Here is a 26,284-nt window from a genome sequence, read left to right as displayed (position 1 = left end):
ACGACGATCATGAGCGAACCCACCAAAGCACCGCCCGCCGCAGCCGGTCGCGCCGCGACCAAGAAGGAGCTGCCCGAGCATTTCAAGGCCTACAAGCACGTCTGGGTGTTCATCGAGCAGGAGCGCGGCCAGGTCCACCCGGTATCCTGGGAGCTGATGGGCGCCGGACGCAAGCTCGCCGACAAGCTGAAGGTCGATCTCGCGGCCGTCGTGATCGGTCCTCCCGGAGAAGCCGTGCAGCACGCTGCCGCGGAGTCGTTCTGCTATGGCGCCGATCTCGCCTACATCGTCGCGGACGGCGTTCTCACCGACTATCGCAACGAAGCCTACACCAAGGCGCTGACCGACGTCGTCAACACCTTCAAGCCGGAGATCCTGCTGCTCGGCGCCACCACGCTCGGCCGCGACCTCGCCGGCTCCGTCGCGACAACGCTGCTCACGGGTCTGACCGCCGACTGCACCGAGCTCGACGTCGATGCCGACGGCTCGCTGGCCGCGACGCGTCCGACCTTCGGCGGCTCGCTGCTCTGCACGATCTACACGCTGAACTATCGGCCGCAGATGGCCACCGTCCGCCCGCGCGTGATGCCGATGCCGGACCGCGTCGAGAAACCCGCCAGTCGCATCATCGAGCACAAGCTCGGTCTCGTCGAGGAGGACATCGTCACCAAGGTGCTGTCCTTCATTCCGGATCGCGATTCCGCCAAGTCCAATCTCGCCTATGCCGACATCGTCGTGGCGGGCGGGCTCGGGCTTGGCTCGCCGGAGAACTTCCAGCTCGTCAAGGGGCTCGCCGCGGTGCTCGGCGCCGACTTCGGCTGCTCGCGGCCGCTGGTGCAGAAGGGCTGGGTGACCTCGGATCGCCAGATCGGCCAGACCGGCAAGACCATTCGGCCCAAGCTCTACATCGCCGCGGGCATCTCCGGCGCGATCCAGCATCGGGTCGGTGTCGAGGGCGCCGACCTGATCGTTGCCATCAACACCGACAAGAACGCGCCGATCTTCGACTTCGCGCATGTCGGCATCGTCACCGATGCGATCCGGCTGCTGCCCGCGCTGACGGAGGCATTCCGCGCGCGTCTGTCGCCGCATTCGCGCGATCGCATCGCAAGCTAGGCACCAGAGAGGGAGCAGGGCAATGATCGAGGAACGTTTCGACGCGATCGTCGTGGGTGCCGGCATGGCCGGTAATGCGGCTGCGCTGACCATGGCCAAGCGCGGCATGAAGGTGCTGCAGCTCGAGCGCGGCGAGTATTCCGGCTCCAAGAACGTGCAGGGCGCGATCCTCTACGCCGACATGCTGGAGAAGCTGATTCCGGACTTCCGCGAGGAAGCGCCGCTGGAACGCCATCTGGTCGAGCAGCGCTTCTGGATGCTCGACGACAAGTCGCATGTCGGCCTGCACTACAAGTCGGACGACTTCAACGAGGAAAAGCCGAACCGTTACACGATCATCCGCGCCCAGTTCGACAAATGGTTCTCGTCCAAGGTCAAGGAGGCTGGCGCCACCGTGCTGTGCGAGACCACCGTGACCGAGCTCGCGCAGGATGCCTATGGCAAGGTGATCGGCGTCAGAACCGATCGGCGCGATGGTGAGATCCATGCCGACGTCGTCGTGCTGGCCGAGGGCGTCAACGGCCTGCTCGGAACCCGCGCCGGCCTGCGCGAGCGGCCGAAGCCGGAGAACGTCGCTCTCGCGGTCAAGGAGATGCACTTCCTGCCGCGCGAAACGATCGAGGCGCGCTTCAACCTGAAGGGCGACGAAGGGGCCGTCATCGAGGCCGTCGGCACGATTTCCCGCGGCATGACCGGCATGGGCTTCATCTATTCCAACAAGGAGTGCATTTCGCTCGGCATCGGCTGCCTCGTCTCCGACTTCCAGAAGACCGGCGAGACGCCCTACGGCCTGCTCGAGCGGTTCAAGCAGCATCCGTCGGTGGCGCCGCTGATCGAGGGGTCGGAAGTCAAGGAGTACTCGGCGCACCTGATTCCCGAGGGCGGCTACAACGCGATCCCGCAGCTCTGCGGCGATGGCTGGGTGGTGGTCGGCGATGCCGCCCAGCTCAACAATGCCGTCCACCGCGAGGGATCCAATCTCGCGATGACCTCGGGGCGCATCGCGGCCGAGGCGATCTTCCAGGTCAAGTCGCGCCGCGATCCGATGACCAAGGAGAACCTCGCGCTCTACAAGAAGATGCTGGAGGACTCCTTCGTCATCAAGGACCTGAAGAAATACAAGGACATGCCGGCGCTGCTGCACAACCAGTCGCAGAACTTCTTCCTGACCTATCCGCAGCTCGTCTCCAAGGCGATGCAGAACTTCGTGCGCGTCGACGGCACGCCGAAGAAGGAGAAGGAAAGCAGCACCGTGCGCTCCTTCGTGAATGCAAGGTCATGGACCGGCCTGTTCGGTGACGCCTTCAGGTTTGCTCGGGCGTGGCGATGATTGGTGAATGAACGAAACAGCTCAGGCGAGGGAGATCAGACATGAGCACGGACGTCGCAGTCAGGGTCGAAGACAAGCTGTTCTATAATCGCTATCAGGTCGATCCCGGCCGGGCCCATATCAAGGTCCGTCCGCATACCACGCCGACGCCGCAGTTGAAGGCGCTTCTCAAGGCCTGCCCGGCACGCTGCTACGAACTCAACGACAAGGGCCAGGTCGAGATCACGGTCGACGGCTGCATCGAATGCGGCACCTGCCGGGTCATCGGCGAGGCCAGCGGCGACATCGAGTGGAGCTATCCGCGCGGCGGCTACGGCGTGCTGTTCAAGTTCGGCTGACGCCGTCGGATCATGCCGGTCGACGGGGTGCCGCAAACGCAGCGCCGGATCATCAATCCTGTATTGTGTTTGATATAGGTCATTGAGTTCTGGCACGCGTTCTGTTTACATTGAGCAGCAGCAACGAGGCTGCAACGGATGAGGAACAGCACGTGAAGCTGAGCGCACGAAATGTCTTACCGGGACGAATCATCTCGGTTGAAAAGGGAACGACCACCGCCCACGTCAAGGTGGAGCTCGCCCCGGGACTGACAGTCTTCTCGGCGATCACCAACGAGGCGGTGGACGAACTCGCGCTTGCCGTCGGCGACAGCGTCTCCGCCGTCATCAAGTCGTCGGATGTGATGATCGGCAAATAGGAGCGTGGCGCCGAATTGCTGCGCCGATCAGCCGCGCGACGCCTGTCGCGCGCGCAGGTCGAGCCACCAGGTTTCCATCGCGGAAAGCGACGGCTGGAGCAGCGTGCCGAAATCGCCCGCAAAGGTCCGCCAGTCGTCGATGCATTTCTGCGGCACGGCCGTCAGCACCGGAATCCCCGACGTGATTGCATCGGCCAGCTCGCCGCGCAACCCGCTTCCGGAAGCCTCCTGCTTGGAGAACTTGTTGATCACGATGAGGTCGGCATGGGCCGCGATGGCGCGGTGAACGGCCATGCCGGCTTCGGCAAGGCCTGCGGTGTCGAGCTTGCAGGCCGTCGATCCGGTGCCGAGGTCCTGACAGATCGAGATCGTGTCGCCATTGGCGAGATCGATCACGTCCATTCCGCTTTTCTTGCCGACTTCGTCTCTCGTATTGCGCTGAACGATGCCGCCGACGCGGACGCCCCGTTGCAGCAGCTCCTGGGCAAAGGCGTCCAGCAAGGCATCGGCGTCGTCGCCCGGTCCGTAGAGAATGGCGGCGAGACGGGGCTGATTGGGCTCGGCGGAAGCAGGAAGATCGTGCGGGATCATGCGGGGCCTGGCGATCGGGGGCGGGCGGCGACCAGGGTTTATATAGAGGATGCAGCCTGTGGAGAAAGAGCAGATGTCGCGCGCGCCGACCACCGCTACGCACCATGATCTGGAAGCGCTGCTCCGCGACGATGTCCCCTATGGCGACCTGACGACGGAGACGCTCGGGATCGGCGCCGAGCCGGGCCTGATGCACTTCGCTGCGCGCGGCCGCATGGTATTGGCCCTAGCCGAGGACGCGGCGGCCTTGATCGAGCTCACGGGCTGCCATGTCGAATTGTTCGCCGGCAGCGGAATGGTGCTGGAGGAGGGGGCCCCGATCCTACGTGCAGAGGGCGCGGCGGCAGGCCTGTTGCGGAGCTGGAAGGTGGCGCAGACGCTCATCGAGATCTGGTCAGGCGTCGCCACCGGGGCGGCTGCGATCGTCGGCGCGGCGCGTGCGGCCAGGCCTGGCATTGCGGTCGCCTGCACGCGCAAGAACGTCCCCGGAACCAAGCCGTTCGCCGTTGCCGCGGTGAAGGCGGGTGGCGCGGTGATGCATCGGCTCGGCCTGTCGGAGACGGTGCTGGTGTTTCCGGAACACCGGGCGTTTCTCGGCGATGCGCCGCTTGCCGATGTCGCCGAGCGGTTGCGGCGGAGTGCGCCGGAGAAGCGGCTCGTGATCGAGGTCACCACGGTCGAGCAGGCCGTCGCCGCCGCCGTGGCCGGCTTCGACGTCATCCAGGCCGAGAAATTTTCGCCTGCCGAGATCGCTGCGCTGACGGAGCGTATCGCCATCAGCGCGGCGCTGCCGCGGCGGCCGATCATTGCGGCCGCGGGTGGCGTGAATGCGCAGAACGCCGCAGCCTATGCTGCGGCGGGGGCGGACGTGCTGGTCACCTCGGCGCCCTACCTCGCGCGTCCCTGCGACGTGCAGGTGCGGATCAGCCCTGCCTCGGCCGCGGCTTGACCGCACGACCCGGCTACTGTGGGTGCCGCGGAGCGGCGCGCTTCTGTCGGTTGGCTCGCCATTCCATGAACTCACGGAACAGCCGCGGATCGGCCGAAACGCCGCTCGCCTGCAGATCATTGGCCTGCGCGTTGGCCCCCAGCATCTGGGGAGGCGGCGTATTGCGATCGAGCCAGTCCTGTGCCGTCTTGAACCGTGTCCAGCCGGCGATCGGCGCCAGCGGCGCCACCTCCTGCCATTTCGGGTGGTATGGCGGCCGCTGCAGCGCCTGCATGTTGCTGAAGAAGGCTTCGACCAGCAGAGACAGCCGGCGGTGACGGTCGCTGCCCGCTGGCCAGTTGAACGACGCCAGCACGGCCTCGGCCGCGATCGTGTTCACCGGCGCCGAGGCGCCGACGAGGTTCGGATAGTCCTCGGCGGACAATTGCGCCGGCAGATAGTCGTCGTGCAGAGCCTTGTCGTAGTCGACGGGCACCAGATGCAGATTGGGATCGTTGACCTGGCTCAGCCATTGCACCGGCTTGCCCTCGACCGTGATGATCGCGTCGATGTCGCCCTTGCGCAGCATGTCCAGCGCCAGCCGCGGCTCGATATAGAGCAGATGTGGCCTGATCCCGAGGCGCTCGAACACGTTGATCGAGGTGACGAAGGTGCCGCCGTCGGGCAGGTCGACGGCGATCGTCTTGCCGTCGAGCTCGCTCAGGCTGGCGATCGATCTCGGCGCCAGCACGTGCATCTCCTCGTTGAACAGCTTGGTGACATAGACCAGTTGTTCGCGGATGTTGTTGGCGAAGTCCTTGCGCTCGAGAAAGGCCAAGGTGTCCTTGCGGATGATGCCGGCGTCGACGCCGCGCAGCAGCAGGATGTCGGCGACCGATTGCACCGAGCCGCGGCCGATCACGGGAAGGATGCGCAACTCCGTCCCCTTGTCGAGCGCGGATGCGAGGTCCGCGCCCATATTGGCGTAGGTGCTGCCGAACGAGCCGGTCATCAGCGTGACGGTATTGGCATTCAGCTGGTTGGCCAGATCGCGCTTCGCCGTGCCGTAACGGAAGATGGTCTTGAAGGAATCGCTGACGCTGCCGGGATCGATACCGCTCCGGACCGGACCGAAGCGCTGCCACTTGCCGCCGGTGAACTGCATCATCTGCATCTGCTCCAGCGGCGCGTGATCATGGGGGCTGGTGTTGACGGTGATGCCGGGCGTCAGCATCGGCAATTTGAGGCTCTTCAGGGATGCCGCCTGCTTCATGATGTTGTCGCGCGACAGGTCGTCGCCGCAATTCCGCAACACTGCGACCATCGCGTTTGCCGCGAGGTAGCCGAAGGTCGCAAGACCATTGCTTCTCGGTACGTCGGGCAAATAGCGGTCCATGAATGCGGACCATTCGCGGTAGGATGGATCGCCTGCGGCCGCGGCCTCCTCGCCCTCGTAGTAGTAGCCCGCGGACAAGATGCCTTCGGCATTCTGCAGGCCGGCCGGCTGCATCACGGCGGAGACCGATTCCGAGACCGTCGAGATGATATGGTCCGGACGCCAGCCGAGCTCGGCCGCGCGGCGGATCGCCATCACGGCGAATTTGGGCGTGGTCACGTCGAAGAAGATGTCGGCGCCGGAGGCCTTCAACGTGGCGATCTGCTGATTGACGTTGGCGTCCGTCACCTTGTAGGTGACTTCCGCGACGATCGGAAGCTTGCCACCCAGGCCGTCCTTCAATCCCTTGACGTAATCCTTGCCGAAATCATCGTCCTGATAGAGAATCGCGATCTTGCCGCGGCTGTGGGTCTCCAGCAGGTACTGGGCATAGACGTGCGCCTCGGCCTGGTAGCTCGGCTGAAAGCCCATGGTCCACGGAAAGTCGTGGGGCTGGTCCCATTGCGAGGAGCCTGATGCCACGAACAATTGTGGGACTTTGTTGGCGTTGAGATAAGGGCGGACCGCCAGGTTGGGAGCCGTGCCCAGACTGGCGAACATCAGGAGGACGTTGTCCTCCTCGACGAGCTTGCGGGTCATCTCGACCGTCCTCTGCGGCGCATAGCCGTCGTCGTAGGAAATGAAGTTGACGCGCCGGCCGTTGATGCCGCCCTCGGCATTGATCTTGTTGAAGTAGGCCGCGATCGTCTTGCCGATGACGCCATAGGCGAGAGCCGGGCCGCTGTAGGGCATGGTGTTGCCGATGCGGATCTCGTTGTCCGCGGCGACCGCTTGATGTCCGGTCAGCGCCAGCGGAGCGGACAGAGCCAGGGCGAGGCATGCGGCTGCTCGAGGGGGGCTGATCTTTGCATCCCGTGGTCTGCGACGTCGGCTCCATCTGGCGGCCAAGCCGGCGCGAACTGCAGCATGGATGCCGTGCATCATCAGTCCTCCCATCGATATTTGGTTCTCGGGCGCAGCAGATCGCGGCCGCCCGTCTCGCAGGGAGCGGTCCGGGTCGCGTCTCGAGCGCTTCGAGATTTATGCGTTAGCGCGCAGCCGAGATGCGTCGGCTGGCTTCCGGCGATCCTTGCTCCGCAGCCCTGAGATACCAGGCACGCGCCTTGGCTGCGTCGGGAACAGCACCGAGCAACCGCGATTTCGTCAGTTCGGCCGGGTCATAGGTGCGCGCGAGCAGAAGGGAGGCGTCCGCAATTCCGGCGTCGGAAAGCCGCGTCAGGATCAGGCGCGCGCTGGCGACGTCGCCCGCGGCGAGCAGGTCGCGTCCGCGCTTCATCAGAGCATCGACCTCGTCTCGCGGCAGTGGAACGGTCGGGCGAGGCGAGGCCATCGGGAGCGCAGCGGAGGGGGGCGAGACCGCCGGTGCTGCCGCGGCTGGCGCCGGCGACGTCGGCGTCGAGGGCCATGGCCGCATCGCCAGTTCTGTACCGCTGGGAGCCGCGAGCGCGGCGACCGTCTGCGGCGGGTCGTCCTGGGCGACCTTGGCTTCCGCAGGATCGATCTGGGCCAAGCTTTCCAGCACGGCGGTCGGCATGATCGGGCTCTTGCCACCCGGTGTCGCTGCGCCGTTGTCGAAGGAGACCATGTTGACCACCATCATGGCGATGGAGGCCGCGATGCCGACGGCGGCACCGATCTTGATGATGCTGCTGAGCCGCAACGATTTGTCCGGATCGTCCGGCGGCAGGGGCATCACCACGGGATCGAGCTTCGCGCTCCAGGCGCGGTGCACCTCCTCATCGTCGAGGTCAAGGGCCGCTGGCCGCGCCGGCAGGGAGCTTGGCCGGGAGACCAGATGATGCGGCAGGGGGATGCCGTCGGCGGGCGGATCGAATGCCGTCGGGCCGGCCTCCGTCTGGCGGCGGCGCGGCGCATATCTGCGGAGCTCTTCGTTCGCCCAGGGCGGCGCTGGTTTCGCCGGATCGTTCTGATCTGGAGCACTCATCACTAGCCTCCTGTCTCCGACGAACGGGTCGTGGGAGATAGCTTCAGGACGTCGGGCGCGCGCGGTCCAACCGAAGCGCACACGATGCGACATCGGGGACATTGCATCAACGCTTCCGTCGAGACCGACAGGTCCGGTTTCCTTCCGACATGCACGCCATTGTTTTCGCGCGCCCTGGTCACAATCGATGTTGCTTGGTCCCTAAGCTGATCAATGTTCTTGTCGGGAAGGGTGAGTAGGTAAGGCTATTTGATGGAAATTTCCCGGCGCGCCGCATCGGTGACTACTCGCAATGCGCGAGACCGGGGGCGAGTTCTGCGCTTTGCGGAAAGATCGGTTGGAGTATCAGGATGCCGCAGCCATCTCGACTTTGCCGCGAGGTCAGGGGCTTAGCGGACCGAGGAGTTGCAGGCGCGCCGGGAAATTCTGCAACTCAGGCGAGAATGGCGAAAAACAAATGCGGCCGGACAATGCCGGCCGCATTCACATATCCGATCGATTCTTATTCCGCCGCCAGCGCGACGGACACACCAGCGGCTTCGATCGCAAAGGCAACCGACTGGATGATGGCGGCAAAGCGCACGGCGGTCTGGATCGTGGCCGCGGGCACGCCCGCATCCTGCAGGACCTTCTCGTGCGAATCGATGCACGTGCCGCAGCCGTTGATGGCGGACACCGCGAGCGACCACAGCTCGAAATCGGCCTTGGCGACGCCGGGGTTGGCGATGACGTTCATCCGCAGCCGGGCCGGCATCGTCGCGTACTCCTTGTTCGAGGCAAGGTGCACGAAGCGGTAGTAGACGTTGTTCATGGCCATGATAGCGGCGGCCGATTTCGCCGCCGCCAAAGCGGCGGGCGACAGCTGCGCGGCCGCAACCGATTCGAAGGCCGCAACGACGCTCGGATTGCGAGTCGCAATCGCGCAGGCGACGAACAGGCCATACTTGGCCTGCGGCGACAGCGTCTCGTCGGACGCCATGGACGACAGGTTGAGCCTGACGTCCTTGGCGAAGTCCGGGATCTGGTCCTTCAGCTGCTCGATCGACATGATCAGGCGACCTTCAGGGTCTCGCCGCCGACTTCGCGGTTGCACGGGCAGAGCTCGTCGGTCTGCAGCGCGTCGAGGACGCGCAGCGTATCCTTCGGAGCGCGGCCGACATTCAGGTTGGTCGCATAGACGTGCTGGATGGTGTTGTCGGGATCGACGATGAAGGTGTAGCGGTAGGCGACGCCGTCGGGCGAGCGGACGCCGAGGCCGTCGACCAATGCGCCCTTGGTGTCGGCGAATTGCCAGATCGGCAGCTTGTGCAGATCCTTGTGGTCGCGGCGCCAGGCGAGCTTGCAGAACTCGTTGTCGGTCGAGCCGCCGAGCACGACGGCATCGCGGTCCGCGAAATCCTTCGCCAGGCGCGCGAACTCGGCGATCTCGGTCGGGCAGACGAAGGTGAAATCCTTCGGATAGAAGAAGATGATCTTCCACTTTCCAGGGAAGCTGGTCTCGGTCAGGGTCTCGAAGGCGCTCTCGCCCTTCTCTTCCTGAAGATGAAAGCCGGGTTTCACGCCGACGATTTCAAACGATGGCAGCTTGCTTCCGATTCCGAGCATTGGGGCACTCCAAGAAAATTATTGCGCTGCAATAGCGAGGCGCATTGTGCATTGCAAGCGATATGCCATTCGTTTTTAGTATCAGTGGATTGTCGAAAACCCGACACGTGGCGGCAACATGCTGCGAGTGCGAGGCCGTGGCGATGGGGAGCTTTTGGATGGAGCTGGCTTGGAGCGTCGGCTTCGTGACATTGCGATCGGACATCGAGCGACGACAGCCGGAGCGCGCGCGTCGTCGCCACGGCAAAATGAGGTTGATATCCGCTTGGTCGAAGCGCCATGCGACGTCGTGTTGACGGTCTCGACGACGCCCGACGTGCAATTTCTTTGTGCGGCCGAAGTGGCAAAATTGACATTATCGCCTTCGTCGCGATGCACGTTTGACCACGGCGACTCGCTAAGCGGCATGAAGGCGACAAGCCGTCGGCAGATCACGGCGCGGCACGGTGCAAGGTGTCGCACGGCGCACAGTGTTGTCAGCTTTTCGGCAGATCGCGTCTGTTATTTCGCCTTGCTGCGCGATGACCTGACCATAGTCTCCTCGCAGATTTTCATCGGCCTGGGAGGAGTTCATCACCATGAGCGAAACTGTCTCGGCACCAAATGCAAGCGCGAGCCTGTCGATCGATCGACGATTTCTCGCGACCTCAGCCGCGCTCGCGGCAGGATGGGGAGCCCTGCCGCGGGAGCGCGCCGACATCTCGCCGCCACTCTCGGTCTTCGACCGCGAGGCGCCGCCGCACTATGCAGGCCATGCCGAACTGACGCCGCTATCCCCCCTGGACGACCGTGAGCGGCCAGTCTCCGATGATGCGGAAACGTTCGTGGGCATTGGCCTGGCGGAACAGCACAATCCTGTCGATCCGGAGCTTTGTCAGTGACAGTGCCGCGAATCTCTCCTGCAGCATCATCAGGATCGGCCGGCGCCGTTCGTCGGACAGCCGGCAGGTCAGCGTCATGTGGAAGCGGAAATCCTCCATGACATAGGGATAACCCCAACGATCGAGATGATCGCGCTGCCGTGGTGTCAGCAGATCCGGCTTGCGCCGAGCACGGTCGTCGGCCGTCATCGGAGCGCGAAATGGCTCAAAGGCCTGGACACAATCGGCCGCGAGCTGTTGCAGCGCCGGCGACGGCTCGCCGGGGATCATCGCGATGAAGCCGCTGATCGCGTCCACGATCGGACGGATGGCCGGGACGGCTCGCGGCGTGGCCGCGAACGCGGCACAGGCGCTGCGGAGCGCGGCTTCGTTCTCCGCATCGGACAGCTCGAACGGAGCCTTCAAGGTCGCGTGAAAGCCGTATTTGCGCGGGTCTGCGGTCAGCTCAGCCCAGTCTGGAACCGCGCGGACGATCTCGCTCGGAAAGCTGCGGTCATCGCCGCTCCACGCGTCGTATCCGAGCAGGCTCGCGCCGAATTCCGCCAGATCCGCCGTCGCTGGTGGAGCATAATAGATCGCATAGCGCAGAAGATTGGCCATGGTTCGCTACTCCGCCGCCATGGCACGCGCCGGCCGGGCGTTCAGCCGGTCGGTCTCGGTGAGATAGACCAGCCGGCCGGACGCGATCACGGCGACGACATGGGGGCGCAACGGCACGCGGTCGTCGACCAGAATGATATCGGCGCGGCGGCCCTCGGCGAGCGTGCCGCGGTCCGCCAGCCCGGCTGCGCGTGCAGGGCTGCCCGAGATCAGATCCCAGGCGCGCGCCAGCGGAAGAACGCCGTCGGCCGCAAGCCGGTACGCTGCCAGCAGCGGCGCTGGATAGTAGTAGTCGGAGGCCAGCACCGAGCAGAGGCCCTTGGCGATCATGTCGCTGGCCTTCGTCCACCCGGTATGGCTGCCGCCACGGACGACGTTGGGCGCGCCGAATACGATCGCGTCGTCCCCTTGAGCGGCCTCGCGCGCGGTCTCCTCATTGACCGGAAACTCTGCGATGGTCACTCCCTGGCTGCGAAACGCCTTGCGCATGGCCGGGCTGTTGTCGTCATGCGACAGCATGCGGACACCAGCCTTGCGTGCGATCTCGGCCAGCCGCGCGATCGAGGCCGGAACGGCGTCGGCGCGAGCGGCGATGCGCGCGACCAACCGGTCGAACTCCGCGCCGGGCAGGCCGGTGCGGTCGACCATGCGCTGGCGCTTGTGCGGCTTGTCCAGACTCGCCACCGTCGAATCCATGTGATCGTTGAAGGCGAACAGGTCAACGCGCCGGTCGGCGAGCCACCGGCCGATCTCCTCCTCATCGTCGAGATTGAAGGTCTCGTGACGCAGATGAAAGCGCGTGTCGGCTGCGAGCCGCGGGCGCAGCGCTTCGATCGATTCGAGCAGGCGCCGCGCATTGTCGGCGCTGCGCAGGCCCGGCTCCCATGACCAGGTCGTCGCGTGAAAGACCGTGGTGATGCCATTGCTGATGGCCTGGCGGTCGCTGTCGATCAGCGCAACGTCTGTCGGGAAATCGACCCCGGCGCGCGGCATCATCTGGCGCTCGAACGCATCACCATGAATGTCGACGATGCCGGGAAGCACGGTGAGCCCCTCCGCATCGAGTTCGAGACCCGACCGGCGTCCCGGTGTCCCGATGCCGGCGATCACGCCGCCGGATATGATCAAGGAGGTGTCGACGAAGTCGGTATCGACGAGGCAGCGGCCTCGCGAGATGGAGATATCGGTCATGGGGCGGCACTCTGCCGCACCGAGACGCGTGCGTCGAGGGCAGCCTCGTATTTGTCGAGAAACGCGGTGATCGCGAGCTTGCGGAAATCCGGCAGCGCCGCGCGCAGCGCCTCGTGATTCCAATCCCACCACGCCAGATCCAGCAGCCGCTGCTCGACCTCGCGCGGAAACCGGCGCTTGATCGGGCGCGCCGGATTGCCGGCGACGATGGTATAGGCCGCAACGTCCTTGGTGACGATGGCGCCGGCCGCCACGACCGCGCCGGTGCCGATGTTGCGGCCCGGCAGCACGATCGCGCCATGGCCGATCCAGACATCGTGTCCGATCTGGACATGATGCTCTCTCCGCCAGGCGAAGAACTCCGCATCGTCCGGCTCTCCTGGGAAATAGGCGCTGGCGCGATAGGTGAAATGGGCCTGCGTCGCCCGCTGCATCGGGTGGTTGCCCGGATTGATCCGGGTCATCGCCGCGATCGAGCAGAACTTCCCGATCCTCGTGTAGGTGATCTGGGAATCGTTGACCACATAGGAGTAGTCGCCCATCGTCACCTCCTGCAGGATGGTGCGGGCGCCTATCTCGCAATAGGCGCCGAGCGTCACGTCCTGGAGCTTGGCCGAAGGGTCAACGGTAGGTTCAATCGAAAGCGACTTGCCGGCCATCTCGCGTCCTGTCTCTACGCCTGTGAGGGTGTTGGATCTCCCTTATGACAGAGGCGTGACATCTGCATGACTGCGGCCAGCGTGTGGACGGATGTGGCGCCGCAGTGTCGCTGTCACATAACTGTAGAATCCAGACGTTAGCGATAGGCCAAAGCGAGGCGTCTGGAGAATTCAATGCTGGTGGTGGATGGCCTGACGTGCCGTTTTGGCATGAAAGCCGCAGTCGACAATGCATCCTTCTCTGTTGCACCGGGCAGCTTCGTCGGCGTGATCGGGCGTTCCGGCGCCGGCAAGTCGACCCTGCTGCGGTCCATCAATCGCCTGAGCCCGGTGAGCGGCGGCCGCATCCTCTTCAAGGATCTCGACGTGACGGCGCTGCGCGGCCGTGACCTGCGGCAGTGGCGCGCGCGCTCGGCGATGATCTTCCAGCAGTTCAATCTGGTCGGCCGATTGGACGTGCTGACGAACGTGCTGATGGGGCGACTGGCCGAAATCCCGTCGTGGCGCTCGCTGGCGCAGCTCTGGCCAGCGGAGGATGTCGCCATGGCGCTGTCGGCGCTCGAGCAGTTCGACATGGCCTCCCTCGCCGCGCAGCGCGCCGATCAGCTCTCGGGCGGGCAGCAGCAGCGCGTCGCGATCGCGCGCGCGATGGTGCAGAACCCCGAGATCATTCTCGCAGACGAGCCGATCGCCTCGCTCGATCCCCGTAACACCAAGATCGTGATGGACGCGTTGCTGCGCATCAACAAGCATTTCGGCATCACCGTCGTCTGCAATCTGCATTCGCTCGATCTGGCGCGCAGCTATTGCGATCGCCTGATCGGCATGGCGACCGGACGGATCGTGTTCGACGACGTGCCGTCGGCGCTGACGGCGCAGATCGCACGTGAACTCTACGATCTCGAGGCGGACGAGGTGATGGGTTCGATCCATCCGGCACCGGCGGCAACGGTGCCGGTACTCGGCGAAGCGGCCGTGGCCTGAGACGCGGATTTCTGCAAGCTCGAGCTTCCGCATGGCGCGGGGGCGAGACCTGTTACTTACTGCAACAAGAGGGCATGTTATGATCAATCGTCGCATCGTTCTGGCGGGCGTCGCTGCGCTGGCTTTCACGGCCTCGGCGTCAGCCGAGGACTGGAAGGCGAAGTATCCTGAGCTGACCTTCGCCGTGGTCCCGGCAGAGAACGCCTCGGGTGTCACCGAGCGCTGGACGCCTTTCGTGAACTATCTCTCGAAAGAGCTGGGCGTGAAGGTGACGCTGCGCATCGCCAACGATTATGCGGCCGTGATCGAAGGCCAGCGCGCCGGCAACATCCACATCGCGAGCTACGGTTCGGCCTCGTTCGCCCGCGCCCGGCTCACCGGGGTCAAGACCGATGCCTTCGCCAACGACATCAACTCCGACGGCAGCACCGGCTACTATTCGGTGTTCTTCGTCAAGGCGAGCAGCCCGTACCGGAAGGTCGAAGACCTCAAGGGCAAGAATCTCGGCCTCGTCGATCCGAACTCAACGTCGGGCAACAACGTGCCCCGCTTCGAGCTCAACAAGATGGGCGTGACCGACGCCGAGACGTATTTTGGCAAGGTTGTCTTCACCGGCAGCCACGAGAACGCGGTGCTGGCCCTGTCGCAGGGGACTGTCGACATCGCGGCCAACCAATGGACGAGCGACAACGACTCGACGCTGGCGCAGATGCTGACCAAGGGCATGCTGAAGAACGCTGACGGTTCGCCGATGAAGAAGGACGACTTCCGCATCATTCACAAGTCGGCGCCGATCATCAACGGCCCCTACGCCTACAACACCGACCTGCCGGCCGATCTGAAATCGGCGATCGCCAAGGCCTTCTTCGATGCGCCGATCAAGGACAAGGCCGCCTTCGACCGTCTCTCCGACGGCCAGAAGAAGGGCTTCCACCCTGCCACGACGAAGGACTGGGATGGCACGATCGACCTGATCAAATTCGTCGACAGCCTGCGCAAGAAGGCGTCCTGATCGACGATCCATCGATGGTGAGCCGGGTCTCGTGGGGCCCGGCTCGTCCGTTGAAGAATCCCTCGCACGTCCGAACCAAGAGCAGCACGAAGCCGATGGCTGTTGCCGTTTCGATCCTTCCGAGCCAGCAGCTTGCGGCTCTGAACGAGACCTATCGGCGGGCCGTTTCGCGCCGCCGTTTGCGTCTTGCCCTGTCCGCCATGGTATTCCTGGCGGTGCTCTTCGCCGCGGCCATCGGTGCCGAGGTCAATCCGCGGACGTTCTATACCTACTTCGGCAACTTCATCAGCTACTTCGATCGCATCTTCACGCTCGACGACGGGCAGCGGGTCTGGACCAATCTGCCCGAATGGTTCTGGGGCTTCAGGAAGTGGCTCAAGCTGTTGGCAGAGACGCTGCTGATCAGCTACGTCGGCACGATGGCCGGAATGCTCGTCGCATTCGGTCTCAACTTCTTCGCCGCCGAGAACACCTCGCCCGCGCCGTGGATCCGCTTCACGGTGCGCCGGCTCCTGGAATTCGCCCGCACCGTTCCGAGCGTCGTGTTCGCCCTGATCTTCGTCATTGCTTTCGGGCTTGGGCCGATCCCGGGCGTCCTCGCCATCGCCCTTCATTCGAGCGGTGCGCTCGGCAAGCTGTTCTCCGAGGTCGTCGAAAACGCCGACATGAAGCCGGTCGAGGGCGTGCGCGCCACCGGCGCGAGCTGGCTGTCCTGCATGCGCTTTGCCGTGCTGCCTCAGGTCATCGCCGGCTTCTCCAGCTACACGCTGCTGCGGTTCGAGATCAACGTGCGCGAGGCGTCCGTGATGGGCTTCGTCGGTGCCGGCGGCATCGGCCAGGAGCTCGTGGTCGCGATCCGCAAGTTCTACTATTCCGACGTCAGCGCCATTCTTGTCATGATCGTGGTCACCGTGTTCCTGATCGACATCGGTACCGGCTGGCTGCGCGGCCGCCTGTTCGGCTCGGAGGCCCGCACATGAGTATCTCCGGCTCACCCGACCCGAAGCAGCTCGCCGAGCGCTATCCGCAGATCTTCAATCGGCCGTTGTCCGCACGCCTTGCAACGCCGCTCGTGCTGGCGTTGGCCGTGGCGATCTTCGTCTTCGGTCTGGTCGATCTCGACTTCTCGCCGTCGCGGATGCTGTCCGGCCTCGGCCAGCTCGGCTGGATCGCGCGGATGATGCTGCCGCCGGATCCCGGCTCATCGCTTCCGATTTATCTCAAGGCGCTCGGCGAGACGCTCTCGATCGCGGTGCTCGGCACCACCTTGGCGGCCGTGTTCGCTCTTCCGGTCAGCCTGCTTGCAGCCAGGAATATCATCCCGTCGGCGATCTTCCGTTTTCCGGTGCGTCGCCTGTTCGACACCATTCGTGGCGTCGACACACTGATCTGGGCGCTGGTCTGGATCAATGTCGTCGGCCTCGGGCCGTTCGCCGGAGTGCTGGCGATTGCGGTCTCGGATTTCGGAGCGCTCGGCAAGCTGTTCTCGGAGGCGATGGAGAGCGCCGACCGGCGGCAGGTCGAGGGCGTTCGCGCTGCCGGCGGCAGCCCGCTGCATGAGATCCGCTTCGGCCTTCTGCCGCAGGTTCTTCCCGTGATTGCCGGCCAGGTGCTCTACTTCATCGAATCCAACACGCGCTCGGCGACGATCATCGGCATCGTCGGCGCGGGAGGCATCGGGCTGCAGCTGGCGGAGCAGATCCGCGTGCTGGAATGGCAGAAGGTGTCGTTCCTGATCCTGATGATCCTCGTGGCGGTGGCTGTGATCGACTGGATCTCAGGCAAGCTGCGCTTTGCGATCATCGGCCGCCGCGCCATTGCTTGAACAACGCGGCATCCGAAGGTTGCGATCGTTCGCCTACGAACGATCAGGATGCAGTGCCGGCTGTGTGTGCTGCACCGACTGTCGCAAATCCTTCATGTGCCGCCTTTAGGGGAAGCTCCGGAACTGGCTGCCATGCCAGGACATACGGAGTCCGTCTTCATGAAGCTTACTCGCCTCGTTCTCGCGCTGCTCGCGCTATGTGTTGCCGCATCATGGCAGCCGGCCAAAGCCGCGGACGTCATCTGCTACAACTGCCCGCCGGAATGGGCCGACTGGGCCTCGATGCTCAAGGCGATCAAGACCGATCTCGGCTACGACATTCCACACGACAACAAGAACTCCGGCCAGGCGCTGGCGCAGATCCTCGCCGAGAAGAGCAATCCGGTCGGCGACATCGGCTATTTCGGCGTCACCTTCGGCATGAAGGCGAAGACGCAGGACGCGCTGGAGGCCTACAAGCCCGCAAACTGGGATCAGGTCCCCGCCGGCCTGAAGGATGCGGACGGCTACTGGACCACGATCCACTCCGGCACGCTCGGTCTGTTCGTGAACAAGGACGCGCTCGGCGGCAAGCCCGTTCCGGCCTGCTGGAAGGACCTGCTCAAACCCGACTACAAGGGCATGGTGGGCTACCTCGATCCGAGCTCTGCGGCCGTCGGCTATGTCGGCGCGGTTGCCGTCAACCTCGCGCTCGGCGGTTCGCAGGCCAATTTCGAGCCAGCCCTTACGTTCTTCAAGGATCTGCGCAAGAACGATCCGATCGTGCCGAAGCAGACGTCCTATGCGCGTGTCGTCTCGGGCGAGATCCCGATCTTGTTCGACTACGACTTCAACGCCTACCGCGCGAAATATACCGAGAAGGGCAATTTCGAGTTCGTGATTCCCTGCGAAGGCTCGGTGGTCTTTCCCTATGTCGTCGGCCTTGTGAAGAACGCGCCCGACAAGGACAAGGCGAAGAAGGTGATCGACTATCTGCTCTCCGACAAGGGCCAGGCGATCTGGACCAATGCCTATCTGCGTCCGGCGCGCCCGATCGAGCTGCCGGACTCGGTGAAGAACAAGTTCCTGCCGGACAGCGACTACGCCCGCGCCAAGAGCGTGAACTGGGGCGATATGGAAGCTGCGCAGAAGGGCTTCGTCGATCGCTATCTGTCCGAAGTCCGCTGAAGGAGCACCGCGCCTCCGCCGGAGACGATCCGGCGGAGGTGCACTTGATCACATGTCGCACAAATCCTTCGTCCGGCTCTGCCTGCTGCCCCTGGCAGCCGTCACCGCGGCATTCTTCCTGTTGCCGATGGCGAGGCTGCTCGCGACCGGCGCTGAGGGACCGCACGGTCTGACCGAATATCTCGCGATCATTCTCGAACCGCGCTACCGCACGACTCTCCTCAACACGCTGGCGCTGGCGGCGGCCACCACGATCGCGACCCTGATCATCGCGACGATCGCCGGCCTGTTTCTGCAGCGTCACCGGTTTCCGGGCCGCGCGATCCTGGTTGCGATCCTGACGTTTCCGCTCGCTTTTCCGGGCGTTGTGGTCGGCTTCATGATCATCCTTCTGGCTGGCCGTCAGGGGCTGATCGGCGAGGTCTCGTCCCGGCTCACCGGCGACAAGCTCGTATTCGCCTATTCGATCTACGGGCTGTTCCTCGGCTATCTCTATTTCTCGATTCCGCGGGTGATCCTCACGATCATGGCTGCCGCGCAGAAGCTGGACCCGGGGCTGGAGGAGGCCGCGCGCTCGCTCGGTGCCGGCCCCTGGGCCGTGCTGCGCGACGTGATCCTGCCGGCCCTGACGCCGGCGCTGATCGCATCCGGCGCGATCGCGTTCGCGACGGCGATGGGCGCGTTCGGAACGGCATTCACCTTGGCCACGAACATCGACGTGTTGCCCATGCTGATCTACACGGAATTCACGCTGGCCGGAAACCTGGCCACCTCGGCGGCGCTCTCGGTCGGCCTTGGCCTGATGACCTGGCTGATGCTCGCATTGGCGCGCTCCTTCGCCGGCAGCTCGGTGGCAGCGGCAGGGTAGGCACGTGCGCGACAGGGCCATCTTCATCCTTCAACTGCTGTTCACACTGCTGGTCGCCGCCTTCCTGGCCGTGCCGGCCGGCCTTTCGATCGCCGCGGGCGTGACCGTCAACTACTTCCGCGGCATTCAGTCCGGCGTGACGCTGCAGTGGGTGGCCCAGGTCTGGGAGCTCTACGCGGGCACGATCATGGCATCGATCCTGATCGCGCTGGGCACGCTGGCGGTCACGCTCGTGGTCGGTGTTCCCGCTGCCTATGCGCTGTACGTTCGCGGCGGACGGCTGGCGCGGCTGGTCGAGGAAATCATCACCTTGCCGCTCGCGATTCCCGGGCTCGCCATCGCGCTCGCGCTGTTGCTCACCTATGGCGGGGCGGGAAGCTTCCGCCGCTCATGGCTGTTCATCCTCGCCGGCCATGTGAACTTTACGATGCCATTCATGGTGCGGTCCGTCATGGCGGTGTTCTCGACGATCGACGTGAAGTCGCTCGACGAAGGTGCCGCATCGGTCGGAGCCGCGCCATGGCGCCGCTTCATCGATGTCATCGTTCCTAATGCCGCGCCGGGGATCCTGGCGGGCAGCCTCATGGTGGTGACGCTATCCCTCGGAGAATTCAACCTGACCTGGATGTTGCATACGCCGCTGACCAAGACACTGCCGGTCGGCCTTGCCGATAGCTACGCATCGATGCGGCTCGAGGTCGCGTCCGCCTACACGCTGATCTTCTTCGTCATGATCATCCCGCTGCTGGTGGCCATGCAATGGATCGGCGAGAGAGGAAGCCTGAGGTGAGCACGATGACCCGGCATGGAGCCGCCCTCAAGGTGGAGAATTGCGGCAAGACCTTTGCCGATGGGACCTGCGCGCTTGCGCGCGCCACGCTCGACATCGCGCAGAGCGAGACGCTGGTGCTTTTGGGGCCGTCCGGCTGCGGCAAGACCACGCTGCTGCGGATCGTGGCCGGGCTCGAAACACCCGATGCGGGCGGGCGCGTGCTGTTCGGCGGCAAGGATCTGACGAGGCAGCCGATCGAGAAGCGCAATGTCGGCATGGTGTTTCAATCCTACGCGCTGTTCCCCAACATGACCGTCGCGGACAATATCGGCTACGGGCTCAAGATCCGCGGCGTGCCCAAGCCGGAGCGCGCCGCGCGGGTCGCAGAGCTGGTCACGTTGACCAACCTCGCCGGCCTCGAAGATCGGCGAATCGATCAGCTCTCGGGCGGCCAGCGCCAGCGCGTCGCGCTGGCGCGCGCGGTCGCGATACGGCCGAGCGTGCTGCTGCTCGACGAGCCGCTCACCGCGCTCGATGCGGCCTTGCGAGAGCGCCTGCGCGGCGAGCTCAACGGCTTGTTGCGCACGCTCGGCATCACGGCGATCTACGTCACGCATGACCAGGCCGAAGCCATGGAGCTCGGCGACCGCATCGTCGTGATGCGCAAGGGCGCCATCGCGCAGATCGGGACGCCGCGCGAGATCTATTTCTCGCCCGCCGATCGATTCGTCGCGGAGTTCGTCGGCGCGGCCAACATCATCGAGGCGCCGATCGACGGAGCCCAGCTCGTTCTGCCGGGAGGTCGGCAGCCGATCGCCGATCCCGGTCCACGTAACCTGGCGGTGGCGATGGTTCGGCCGGAAACGATCGGGATCGTCGATGCCGCGGCATCGAGTCTGACTGGCGTCGTCGACAGCGTCCGCTTTGTCGGCGACCGGCAGCGGATCATCGTCCGCGACGCCGCCTCAATTGCACTGACCGTGGACGCGCCGAATTCGATCAGGGTCGCTGCGGGAGAGCGGATCGGCCTGCGGATTGCAACGGACTCCATTCGGCTGTTGCCGGAGAAAGGCTGATCTGCTGATGACCAAGAGCCCCGTCGTCATCGCCCAGATATCCGACCTGCACATCAAGGCGCCCGGCCGGCTCGCCTACCGCCGCGTCGATACGGCGCGCGCGTTGACCCGTTGCATCACGGAGCTCAACCGGTTCGAGCCGAAGCTCGATCTGGTGGTGATCTCGGGCGATCTCGTCGATACGCCGTCGCCGGCCGAGTACGATCATCTCAAGGATCTTCTCGCCGAGCTCGAAACTCCATTCGTCGCCGTGCCCGGCAATCACGATTCACGCGAGCTGATGCGCGCGGCGTTTCCGGGCGCTCTGCATGGTCAACCCACCAGTCCGCTGAACCGGTGCGTAGAGTTGGCCGATCTCGATCTGCTTCTGCTCGATTCCAGCGTGCCCGGCCATCCGCATGGCGAGCTCGATGAAGCGAGTCTGCAATGGCTCGACGCCGCGCTGTCCGGATCCAGCGAAAGGCCGGCCCTGCTGTTTCTGCACCACCCGCCGTTCGCCACTGGCATCTGGCACATGGACCGGCAGAACCTGCGCAACGCCGACGATCTCGCGGCCGTCCTCACGCGCCATCCGCGGGTGCAACTGATCGGGTGCGGTCACGTTCATCGCGCGACGCTGACCCGGTTTGCGGGCATCCCCTGCACGATCTGCCCGGCACCGAACCATGCCGTCGCGCTCGACCTGGCCGAGCTTCGTCCGCCATCCTTCCGGATCGAGCCACCGGCCTTTCACCTTCATGCCTGGTTTCCAGGACCGGGATTTGGAACGGTCGTCACGCATCAGGTGCCGATCGGGGATTTCGACGGGCCGCATCCGTTCTTCAATCAGGACGGCACGCTCATCGACTGAGGGCGCAAGAACGAAGCGAGGCGGCGGGGTCTGGTCTAGCTCTCGACCTCGAACGTCACGCGCTCCGCCGCGAAGCGCGAGCGCTTGCTGACCAGCGGCGTCCCATCGGCATCGATGTCGGTGCTGTCGACCACCAGCACCGGACGGCCCAGCGCGAGGTCGAGCCGTGCGGCGTCGCTCGCGTCGGCGATGGCCGCCGTGATCCTGGTCGCGCCGCGGCGATAGTCGCGAATGCCGTAATGCGCAAGCAGCGCCGTCATCGAGCGGAGCGATGCGAAGATGTGGCCGGCCTCGGGAAATCGCTCGGACGACAGCCAGGACGTGCTGACGCAGATGGGGGTCTTGTCGGCAAGACGCAGTGCCTCGATTCGGACCAGCGGCGCCCCCGTCTTCAGTCGGAGCGCGTGCGCGAGTTCGCGCGTCGCCGACTCTTCGGACGCTGCGATCAACTGTCCGCGCGGCTCGCGCCCGCCGGCGCCCACGATCTCGGAGAACCTGGTTCGCGATCTCAGGGGATATGACAGACGAGGCGCTTCGACATAAGTGCCGCTGCCGCGCTCGGCGCGCACGAGGCCGCGCTCGGCCAAGGTCGCGAGCGCGCGACGCACCGTATGACGGTTGACGCGGTAGGTTTCGGCGATCTCGGTCTCGCCGGGCAGGCGGGTGCCGGCCGCGAAGCGGCCGTCGGCGATGTCGCGCTCGATGCCGTCGGCCACCCGGCGCCACAGTGCCACGCCCGAGTCGGCGCCCTGCATGCTCATCTGCGGTTCTCCGCTGCACGACCTGAAAATCACGCCCATGTCATCAAACAGTCATGGCGCTTCGTTACGAAGTTGTCTATTAACATAGACAACTTCGCGATAGCAAGTTCGGGGTGAAGATGGAAGGCGAGACCGCGATGCAGGACCGGCGCAGGACGGCGATGCGGGTATTGGCGCATGCCTCGCATGCGGACATCCGCGCCAGGCTCGACGGACTGGCGCTGCCTGAGTATCGCGACCTGCGTCCGGCGGAGAATGGTCTCGTGATGCTGCGGGGCCGGATCGGCGGTGATGGTGCGCCGTTCAATGTCGGCGAAGCGACGGTGTCGCGCGCCGCGGTACGGCTGGAGAGCGGCGAGGTCGGGTTCGGCTATGTGCTCGGACGAGACGCCGGCAAGGCGCGTCTGATGGCGCTGTGTGACGCGATGATCCAGTCGTCGAGCCATGCGCGATCGATCGAGACTCAGGTGGTCGCGCCGCTGCAGGAGCTGATGCGCGCATCGCGGGAGCATCGAGCGGAGGAGGCTGCGGCCACGCGTGTCGATTTCTATACGATGGTGCGAGGAGAAGGCTGATGGCTGCTGCCGCTTCCGATCTGCAGCCTGGTTTCGCCGACAATGTCCTGTCCGCGCAATCGACCTTCCGTACCGTCATGGAGGCCATGGCGCGTCCGGGCAATGTGCGGCAGGTCGAGGGCGATGTCGGCCGGCCGTCGTCGTTGATGCCTGGTGCTGCCGCGATCGCGTTGACCTTGTTCGATCACGATACGCCGATCTGGCTCGATGCGCCGCTCGCCGGCACGCCCGAGGTCGGCGCCTGGCTCAAGTTTCACACCGGGGCGCCGATCGTCGCCGATGCCGCGCTCGCCTGCTTTGCGGTGGCGGCGGACCCCGAAGCGCTGCCTGATCTGAATTCATTCGCGCTCGGCAGTGCTGAATACCCTGATCGCTCGACGACGCTGATCCTGCAGGTGCCGAGCTTGTCCGAGGGGCCGGCGTTCAAGCTGCGCGGTCCAGGCATCGACGGGGCGACATCGTTCCGTGCAACGGTCGCGCCCGCCGATCTGTTCGAGCGGCTGTCGATCAATGAGAAGCTGTTTCCGCGTGGTGTCGATGTGGTGCTGGTCGATGGCTCGTCCATCGTCGCCATCTCGCGAACGACCCGACTCGTTTCCGCAGGAGAGTGAGGCATGTATGTTGCCGTCAAGGGTGGCGAGCGCGCCATCGAGAACGCGCACCGGCTGCTGGCGCATGAACGCCGGGGTGATCGCGATGTGCCCGAACTTTCGCTGGCGCAGATCTCCGAGCAGTTGGGGCTTGCCGTCGATCGCGTGATGGCCGAGGGCTCGCTGTACGACCGCGAGCTCGCGTCGCTCGCAATCAAGCAGGCACGCGGTGATCTGATCGAGGCGATCTTCCTGGTGCGTGCCTTCCGCGCGACCCTGCCGCGCTTCGGTGCGACCGAGCCGGTCGACACCGGTGCGATGCGGGTGCAGCGGCGCGTCTCGTCGACCTTCAAGGACATTCCGGGCGGCCAGGTGCTCGGGCCGACCTTCGACTATACGCATCGGCTGCTCGATCCGCAGTTGGCGGCCGCCGCCGAGCCGGAGCCGCCGGCCCGTGCCGAGGCGCCGAATGCGCCGACGCCACGTGTCACCGATATTCTCGGCCAGGACGGGCTGATCGAGCCGTCGCCGCAAGCCGATGTTGGCGCGCCGGTCGGCGATCTCACCCGCGATCCCCTAGGCTTTCCCGCCGATCGTGATCTGCGGTTGCAGAATCTCGCACGCGGTGATGAGGGCTTTCTGCTCGCGCTCGGCTACTCGACCCAGCGCGGCTACGGCCGCAACCATCCCTTTGCCGGCGAAATCCGCTTCGGCGAAGTCGAGGTCGAGTTCGTGGCCGAGGAGGTCGGGTTCGCGGTGCCGCTCGGATCGATCGAGCTGACCGAATGCCAGATGGTGAACCAGTTCAAGGGATCGGCAACCGAGCCGCCGTGCTTCACGCGCGGTTACGGTCTCGCCTTCGGGCAGAGCGAGCGCAAGACGATGTCGATGGCGCTGGTCGACCGCGCCTTGCGGGCACGCGAGCTGGGCGAGGATACGGTCGCGCCGGCGCAGGATGAGGAGTTCGTGATGTCGCACTCCGACAACGTGCAGGCGACCGGGTTCGTCGAGCATCTGAAGCTGCCGCACTATGTCGACTTCCAGTCCGAGCTCGGCCTGCTGCGCAAGCTGCGCCAGGAATTCGCCGAGGCCAATGCCGTTCCCGAATTGAAGGAAGCTGCGGAATGAGCGCGCCGACCTACAATTTCGCCTATCTCGACGAGCAGACCAAGCGGATGATCCGTCGCGCCATCCTGAAGGCGATCGCGATTCCCGGCTATCAGGTGCCGTTCGCGAGCCGCGAGATGCCGATGCCCTATGGCTGGGGCACCGGCGGTGTGCAGGTCACCGCCGCCATTCTCGGTCCCGACGACGTGCTCAAGGTCATCGATCAGGGATCGGACGATACGACAAATGCGATCTCGATCCGCAAATTCTTCGCCAAGACCGCGGGCGTCGCGACCACGACGTCGACGGAAGAGGCGAGCGTGATCCAGACCCGGCATCGCATTCCCGAGGCGCCGCTTCACGAGGGGCAGGTGCTGGTCTATCAGGTGCCGATCCCGGAGCCGCTGCGCTTTCTCGAGCCGCGCGAGACCGAGACCCGCCGCATGCATGCGCTGGCCGAATATGGCCTGATGCACGTCAAGCTCTATGAGGACATCGCACGCTTCGGCCACATCGCGACGTCCTACGCCTATCCGGTCAAGGTCAATGCGCGCTACGTGATGGATCCGTCGCCGACGCCGAAGTTCGACAATCCCAAGATGGACAATTGCCCGGCGCTGCAATTGTTCGGTGCGGGACGCGAGAAGCGAATCTATGCCATTCCGCCCTATACGCCGGTCGTCTCGCTGGATTTCGAGGACCATCCGTTCACGCGCTACAAGTTCGATGCCCCCTGCGCGCTGTGCGGCGCGGAGGATTCCTACCTGGACGAGATCGTGACCGACGACAAGGGCAGCCGCATGTTCGTCTGCTCCGACACCGATTACTGCGAGGGCCGCCAGGCGTCCGGACATCGTGGCGAGCAGAGCGCCGCCCCGCACAAGGAGAGCGCCCATGGCTGAGATGATCAGCGCATCCGATCAGCCGCTGCTCGTCGCGGAAGGGCTTGCGAAGAGCTACGGCCGGTTGGCAGCCTGCCGCGACGTCTCCTTCGTGCTCTATCCCGGCGAGGTGCTCGCCATCGTCGGCGAGTCCGGCTCGGGCAAATCGACACTCCTGCAGATGCTGTCGGCGCAACTGGCGCCGACGTTGGGCCGCGTGTCCTATCGGATGCGGGACGGGGTGCTGCGCGATCTTGCCGGCCTTGGCGAGGCGGAGCGCCGTTTTCTGTTCCGCACCGATTGGGGCTATGTCCATCAGGACCCGACGCAAGGCCTGCGCATGGCGGTCTCCGCCGGCGCCAATGTCGGCGAGCGGCTGATGGCGGTCGGCTGGAATCACTACGGTCGGATCAGGCAGACCGCCTCGTCCTGGCTCGCGCGCGTGGAGATCGACGTTGCCCGCATCGACGATGCGCCGCGGACCTATTCCGGCGGCATGCGGCAGAGGCTGCAGATCGCGCGCAATCTCGTGACCGAGCCCAGGCTCGTGTTCATGGATGAGCCGACCGGAGGACTCGACGTGTCCGTGCAGGCGCGCCTGCTCGATCTGATGCGCAGCCTCGTCAACGAGCTCGGCCTCGCCGCCATCGTCGTGACCCACGATCTGGCCGTGGCGCGGTTGCTGTCTCATCGTGTGATGGTCATGAAGGAGGGGCGGGTGATCGAGACCGGCCTCACCGACCAGGTGCTCGACGATCCGCGCGAGCCGTACACACAGCTCCTCGTGTCCTCGATCCTGCCGCCATGATGCAATTGG

General features: G+C 64.9%; 28 protein-coding genes. 19 read left to right on the top strand and 9 right to left on the bottom strand.

Features of this window, described 5'->3' with window-relative positions; all coding sequences use genetic code 11:
• Window positions 1-9 precede the first annotated feature (9 nt).
• The 4 genes from QX094_RS02920 (at window position 10) to QX094_RS02905 (ending at window position 3,143) form a co-directional block, all read left to right on the top strand.
• The gene (locus tag QX094_RS02920; protein ID WP_315713073.1) at window positions 10-1,116 is read left to right on the top strand and encodes an electron transfer flavoprotein subunit alpha/FixB family protein; all 1,107 of its coding nucleotides are present in this window, start codon (window positions 10-12) and stop codon (window positions 1,114-1,116) included.
• A gap of 22 nt (window positions 1,117-1,138) precedes the next feature.
• Entirely contained in the window at window positions 1,139-2,446 is a 1,308-nt protein-coding gene (locus QX094_RS02915; protein WP_315768820.1) for an FAD-dependent monooxygenase, read from the top strand.
• 41 nt (window positions 2,447-2,487) lie between these two features.
• A complete protein-coding gene (locus tag QX094_RS02910; RefSeq protein WP_172112536.1) occupies window positions 2,488-2,784 on the top strand; it encodes a ferredoxin family protein in 297 nt (98 codons plus the stop codon).
• Between the two features lie 152 nt (window positions 2,785-2,936).
• Window positions 2,937-3,143, top strand: coding sequence for a molybdopterin-binding protein (locus tag QX094_RS02905; RefSeq protein WP_315713067.1), 207 nt, complete (start codon window positions 2,937-2,939; stop codon window positions 3,141-3,143).
• Window positions 3,144-3,170: 27 nt separating this feature from the next.
• On the opposite strand, the gene QX094_RS02900 is transcribed toward QX094_RS02905, so the two are convergent.
• Window positions 3,171-3,734: a DUF2478 domain-containing protein gene (locus QX094_RS02900; protein ID WP_315768941.1), complete on the bottom strand. Its 564-nt coding sequence runs from the start codon at window positions 3,732-3,734 to the stop codon at window positions 3,171-3,173.
• A gap of 73 nt (window positions 3,735-3,807) precedes the next feature.
• Here QX094_RS02900 and modD point away from each other — a divergent pair, with 73 nt between their 5' ends.
• Window positions 3,808-4,683, top strand: a complete 876-nt coding sequence (modD, locus tag QX094_RS02895; protein WP_315768818.1) for a ModD protein — start codon at window positions 3,808-3,810, stop codon at window positions 4,681-4,683.
• A gap of 13 nt (window positions 4,684-4,696) precedes the next feature.
• Here the strand turns inward: modD and QX094_RS02890 are convergent, their stop codons facing one another.
• The 7 genes from QX094_RS02890 to QX094_RS02860 form a co-directional block, all read right to left on the bottom strand.
• A complete protein-coding gene (locus QX094_RS02890; RefSeq protein ID WP_315768816.1) occupies window positions 4,697-7,042 on the bottom strand; it encodes an ABC transporter substrate-binding protein in 2,346 nt (781 codons plus the stop codon).
• A 103-nt stretch (window positions 7,043-7,145) separates the two neighbouring features.
• On the bottom strand, window positions 7,146-8,063 hold the full coding sequence (locus tag QX094_RS02885) for a sel1 repeat family protein (protein ID WP_316166095.1): 918 nt from the start codon (window positions 8,061-8,063) through the stop codon (window positions 7,146-7,148).
• Window positions 8,064-8,565: 502 nt separating this feature from the next.
• Entirely contained in the window at window positions 8,566-9,111 is a 546-nt protein-coding gene (locus QX094_RS02880; protein WP_316166096.1) for a carboxymuconolactone decarboxylase family protein, read from the bottom strand.
• A gap of 2 nt (window positions 9,112-9,113) precedes the next feature.
• On the bottom strand, window positions 9,114-9,668 hold the full coding sequence (locus tag QX094_RS02875) for a peroxiredoxin (protein WP_315713058.1): 555 nt from the start codon (window positions 9,666-9,668) through the stop codon (window positions 9,114-9,116).
• Window positions 9,669-10,438: 770 nt separating this feature from the next.
• On the bottom strand, window positions 10,439-11,149 hold the full coding sequence (locus QX094_RS02870; protein WP_315752871.1) for a DUF1045 domain-containing protein: 711 nt from the start codon (window positions 11,147-11,149) through the stop codon (window positions 10,439-10,441).
• A 6-nt stretch (window positions 11,150-11,155) separates the two neighbouring features.
• A complete protein-coding gene (locus QX094_RS02865) occupies window positions 11,156-12,340 on the bottom strand; it encodes an alpha-D-ribose 1-methylphosphonate 5-triphosphate diphosphatase (RefSeq protein WP_315810539.1) in 1,185 nt (394 codons plus the stop codon).
• On the bottom strand, window positions 12,337-12,999 hold the full coding sequence (locus QX094_RS02860; RefSeq protein ID WP_315713050.1) for a DapH/DapD/GlmU-related protein: 663 nt from the start codon (window positions 12,997-12,999) through the stop codon (window positions 12,337-12,339). The genes QX094_RS02865 and QX094_RS02860 overlap by 4 nt, the downstream gene beginning before the upstream one ends.
• Window positions 13,000-13,173: 174 nt before the next feature.
• On the opposite strand from QX094_RS02860, the gene phnC reads away from it, so the two are divergent.
• The 9 genes from phnC (at window position 13,174) to QX094_RS02815 (ending at window position 21,553) form a co-directional block, all read left to right on the top strand.
• Window positions 13,174-13,983 (top strand): phosphonate ABC transporter ATP-binding protein, encoded by an 810-nt coding sequence (gene phnC, locus QX094_RS02855; RefSeq protein ID WP_315713048.1) that lies wholly within the window; start codon window positions 13,174-13,176, stop codon window positions 13,981-13,983.
• A 79-nt stretch (window positions 13,984-14,062) separates the two neighbouring features.
• Entirely contained in the window at window positions 14,063-14,995 is a 933-nt protein-coding gene (gene phnD, locus QX094_RS02850) for a phosphonate ABC transporter substrate-binding protein (protein WP_315713046.1), read from the top strand.
• Window positions 14,996-15,090: 95 nt separating this feature from the next.
• Entirely contained in the window at window positions 15,091-15,975 is an 885-nt protein-coding gene (phnE, locus tag QX094_RS02845) for a phosphonate ABC transporter, permease protein PhnE (protein WP_316166097.1), read from the top strand.
• Complete coding sequence (gene phnE, locus QX094_RS02840) at window positions 15,972-16,820, top strand: phosphonate ABC transporter, permease protein PhnE (protein ID WP_315713042.1); 849 nt, start codon at window positions 15,972-15,974, stop codon at window positions 16,818-16,820. The genes phnE (QX094_RS02845) and phnE (QX094_RS02840) overlap by 4 nt, the downstream gene beginning before the upstream one ends.
• 159 nt (window positions 16,821-16,979) lie before the next feature.
• Window positions 16,980-17,987: an ABC transporter substrate-binding protein gene (locus QX094_RS02835; RefSeq protein WP_315752875.1), complete on the top strand. Its 1,008-nt coding sequence runs from the start codon at window positions 16,980-16,982 to the stop codon at window positions 17,985-17,987.
• 52 nt (window positions 17,988-18,039) lie between these two features.
• Window positions 18,040-18,855, top strand: coding sequence for an ABC transporter permease (locus tag QX094_RS02830; RefSeq protein ID WP_316166098.1), 816 nt, complete (start codon window positions 18,040-18,042; stop codon window positions 18,853-18,855).
• Between the two features lie 4 nt (window positions 18,856-18,859).
• A complete protein-coding gene (locus QX094_RS02825) occupies window positions 18,860-19,645 on the top strand; it encodes an ABC transporter permease (RefSeq protein WP_316166099.1) in 786 nt (261 codons plus the stop codon).
• A gap of 5 nt (window positions 19,646-19,650) precedes the next feature.
• Window positions 19,651-20,703 (top strand): ABC transporter ATP-binding protein, encoded by a 1,053-nt coding sequence (locus QX094_RS02820; protein ID WP_316166100.1) that lies wholly within the window; start codon window positions 19,651-19,653, stop codon window positions 20,701-20,703.
• A gap of 7 nt (window positions 20,704-20,710) precedes the next feature.
• Window positions 20,711-21,553 carry a phosphodiesterase gene (locus tag QX094_RS02815; protein WP_316166101.1) on the top strand — a complete coding sequence of 281 codons (843 nt, stop codon included), beginning with the start codon at window positions 20,711-20,713 and terminating at the stop codon, window positions 21,551-21,553.
• Between the two features lie 35 nt (window positions 21,554-21,588).
• Here the strand turns inward: QX094_RS02815 and phnF are convergent, their stop codons facing one another.
• Complete coding sequence (gene phnF, locus QX094_RS02810) at window positions 21,589-22,314, bottom strand: phosphonate metabolism transcriptional regulator PhnF (protein ID WP_315752880.1); 726 nt, start codon at window positions 22,312-22,314, stop codon at window positions 21,589-21,591.
• Window positions 22,315-22,433: 119 nt separating this feature from the next.
• Here phnF and phnG point away from each other — a divergent pair, with 119 nt between their 5' ends.
• Genes phnG through phnK form a run of 5 tightly spaced genes read left to right on the top strand, consistent with a single transcriptional unit; the run spans window position 22,434 to window position 26,275 of the window.
• A complete protein-coding gene (gene phnG, locus QX094_RS02805) occupies window positions 22,434-22,889 on the top strand; it encodes a phosphonate C-P lyase system protein PhnG (protein WP_316166194.1) in 456 nt (151 codons plus the stop codon).
• Window positions 22,889-23,500, top strand: a complete 612-nt coding sequence (gene phnH, locus QX094_RS02800) for a phosphonate C-P lyase system protein PhnH (RefSeq protein WP_316166103.1) — start codon at window positions 22,889-22,891, stop codon at window positions 23,498-23,500. The genes phnG and phnH overlap by 1 nt, the downstream gene beginning before the upstream one ends.
• A gap of 3 nt (window positions 23,501-23,503) precedes the next feature.
• A complete protein-coding gene (locus tag QX094_RS02795; protein WP_316166104.1) occupies window positions 23,504-24,607 on the top strand; it encodes a carbon-phosphorus lyase complex subunit PhnI in 1,104 nt (367 codons plus the stop codon).
• Window positions 24,604-25,488: an alpha-D-ribose 1-methylphosphonate 5-phosphate C-P-lyase PhnJ gene (locus QX094_RS02790; RefSeq protein WP_316166105.1), complete on the top strand. Its 885-nt coding sequence runs from the start codon at window positions 24,604-24,606 to the stop codon at window positions 25,486-25,488. The genes QX094_RS02795 and QX094_RS02790 overlap by 4 nt, the downstream gene beginning before the upstream one ends.
• A complete protein-coding gene (phnK, locus tag QX094_RS02785; protein ID WP_315810527.1) occupies window positions 25,481-26,275 on the top strand; it encodes a phosphonate C-P lyase system protein PhnK in 795 nt (264 codons plus the stop codon). The genes QX094_RS02790 and phnK overlap by 8 nt, the downstream gene beginning before the upstream one ends.
• Window positions 26,276-26,284 lie beyond the last annotated feature (9 nt).

The organism is Bradyrhizobium sp. SZCCHNS1050 (genome assembly GCF_032484785.1).
In the GTDB taxonomy this organism is placed as follows: domain Bacteria; phylum Pseudomonadota; class Alphaproteobacteria; order Rhizobiales; family Xanthobacteraceae; genus Bradyrhizobium.
Note: the sequence above shows the minus strand (reverse complement) of the source record. Positions and strands in the feature narration are given on the sequence as shown.

Coding starts and splice junctions, on each gene's coding strand:
- QX094_RS02920 (WP_315713073.1), top strand. CDS start 10: ATGAGCGAACCCACCAAAGCACCGCCCGCCGCAGCCGGTCGCGCCGCG.
- QX094_RS02915 (WP_315768820.1), top strand. CDS start 1,139: ATGATCGAGGAACGTTTCGACGCGATCGTCGTGGGTGCCGGCATGGCC.
- QX094_RS02910 (WP_172112536.1), top strand. CDS start 2,488: ATGAGCACGGACGTCGCAGTCAGGGTCGAAGACAAGCTGTTCTATAAT.
- QX094_RS02900 (WP_315768941.1), bottom strand. CDS start 3,734: ATGATCCCGCACGATCTTCCTGCTTCCGCCGAGCCCAATCAGCCCCGT.
- modD (WP_315768818.1), top strand. CDS start 3,808: ATGTCGCGCGCGCCGACCACCGCTACGCACCATGATCTGGAAGCGCTG.
- QX094_RS02890 (WP_315768816.1), bottom strand. CDS start 7,042: ATGATGCACGGCATCCATGCTGCAGTTCGCGCCGGCTTGGCCGCCAGA.
- QX094_RS02885 (WP_316166095.1), bottom strand. CDS start 8,063: ATGAGTGCTCCAGATCAGAACGATCCGGCGAAACCAGCGCCGCCCTGG.
- QX094_RS02880 (WP_316166096.1), bottom strand. CDS start 9,111: ATGTCGATCGAGCAGCTGAAGGACCAGATCCCGGACTTCGCCAAGGAC.
- QX094_RS02875 (WP_315713058.1), bottom strand. CDS start 9,668: ATGCTCGGAATCGGAAGCAAGCTGCCATCGTTTGAAATCGTCGGCGTG.
- QX094_RS02870 (WP_315752871.1), bottom strand. CDS start 11,149: ATGGCCAATCTTCTGCGCTATGCGATCTATTATGCTCCACCAGCGACG.
- QX094_RS02865 (WP_315810539.1), bottom strand. CDS start 12,340: ATGACCGATATCTCCATCTCGCGAGGCCGCTGCCTCGTCGATACCGAC.
- QX094_RS02860 (WP_315713050.1), bottom strand. CDS start 12,999: ATGGCCGGCAAGTCGCTTTCGATTGAACCTACCGTTGACCCTTCGGCC.
- phnC (WP_315713048.1), top strand. CDS start 13,174: ATGCTGGTGGTGGATGGCCTGACGTGCCGTTTTGGCATGAAAGCCGCA.
- phnD (WP_315713046.1), top strand. CDS start 14,063: ATGATCAATCGTCGCATCGTTCTGGCGGGCGTCGCTGCGCTGGCTTTC.
- phnE (WP_316166097.1), top strand. CDS start 15,091: ATGGCTGTTGCCGTTTCGATCCTTCCGAGCCAGCAGCTTGCGGCTCTG.
- phnE (WP_315713042.1), top strand. CDS start 15,972: ATGAGTATCTCCGGCTCACCCGACCCGAAGCAGCTCGCCGAGCGCTAT.
- QX094_RS02835 (WP_315752875.1), top strand. CDS start 16,980: ATGAAGCTTACTCGCCTCGTTCTCGCGCTGCTCGCGCTATGTGTTGCC.
- QX094_RS02830 (WP_316166098.1), top strand. CDS start 18,040: ATGTCGCACAAATCCTTCGTCCGGCTCTGCCTGCTGCCCCTGGCAGCC.
- QX094_RS02820 (WP_316166100.1), top strand. CDS start 19,651: ATGACCCGGCATGGAGCCGCCCTCAAGGTGGAGAATTGCGGCAAGACC.
- QX094_RS02815 (WP_316166101.1), top strand. CDS start 20,711: ATGACCAAGAGCCCCGTCGTCATCGCCCAGATATCCGACCTGCACATC.
- phnF (WP_315752880.1), bottom strand. CDS start 22,314: ATGAGCATGCAGGGCGCCGACTCGGGCGTGGCACTGTGGCGCCGGGTG.
- phnG (WP_316166194.1), top strand. CDS start 22,434: ATGGAAGGCGAGACCGCGATGCAGGACCGGCGCAGGACGGCGATGCGG.
- phnH (WP_316166103.1), top strand. CDS start 22,889: ATGGCTGCTGCCGCTTCCGATCTGCAGCCTGGTTTCGCCGACAATGTC.
- QX094_RS02795 (WP_316166104.1), top strand. CDS start 23,504: ATGTATGTTGCCGTCAAGGGTGGCGAGCGCGCCATCGAGAACGCGCAC.
- QX094_RS02790 (WP_316166105.1), top strand. CDS start 24,604: ATGAGCGCGCCGACCTACAATTTCGCCTATCTCGACGAGCAGACCAAG.
- phnK (WP_315810527.1), top strand. CDS start 25,481: ATGGCTGAGATGATCAGCGCATCCGATCAGCCGCTGCTCGTCGCGGAA.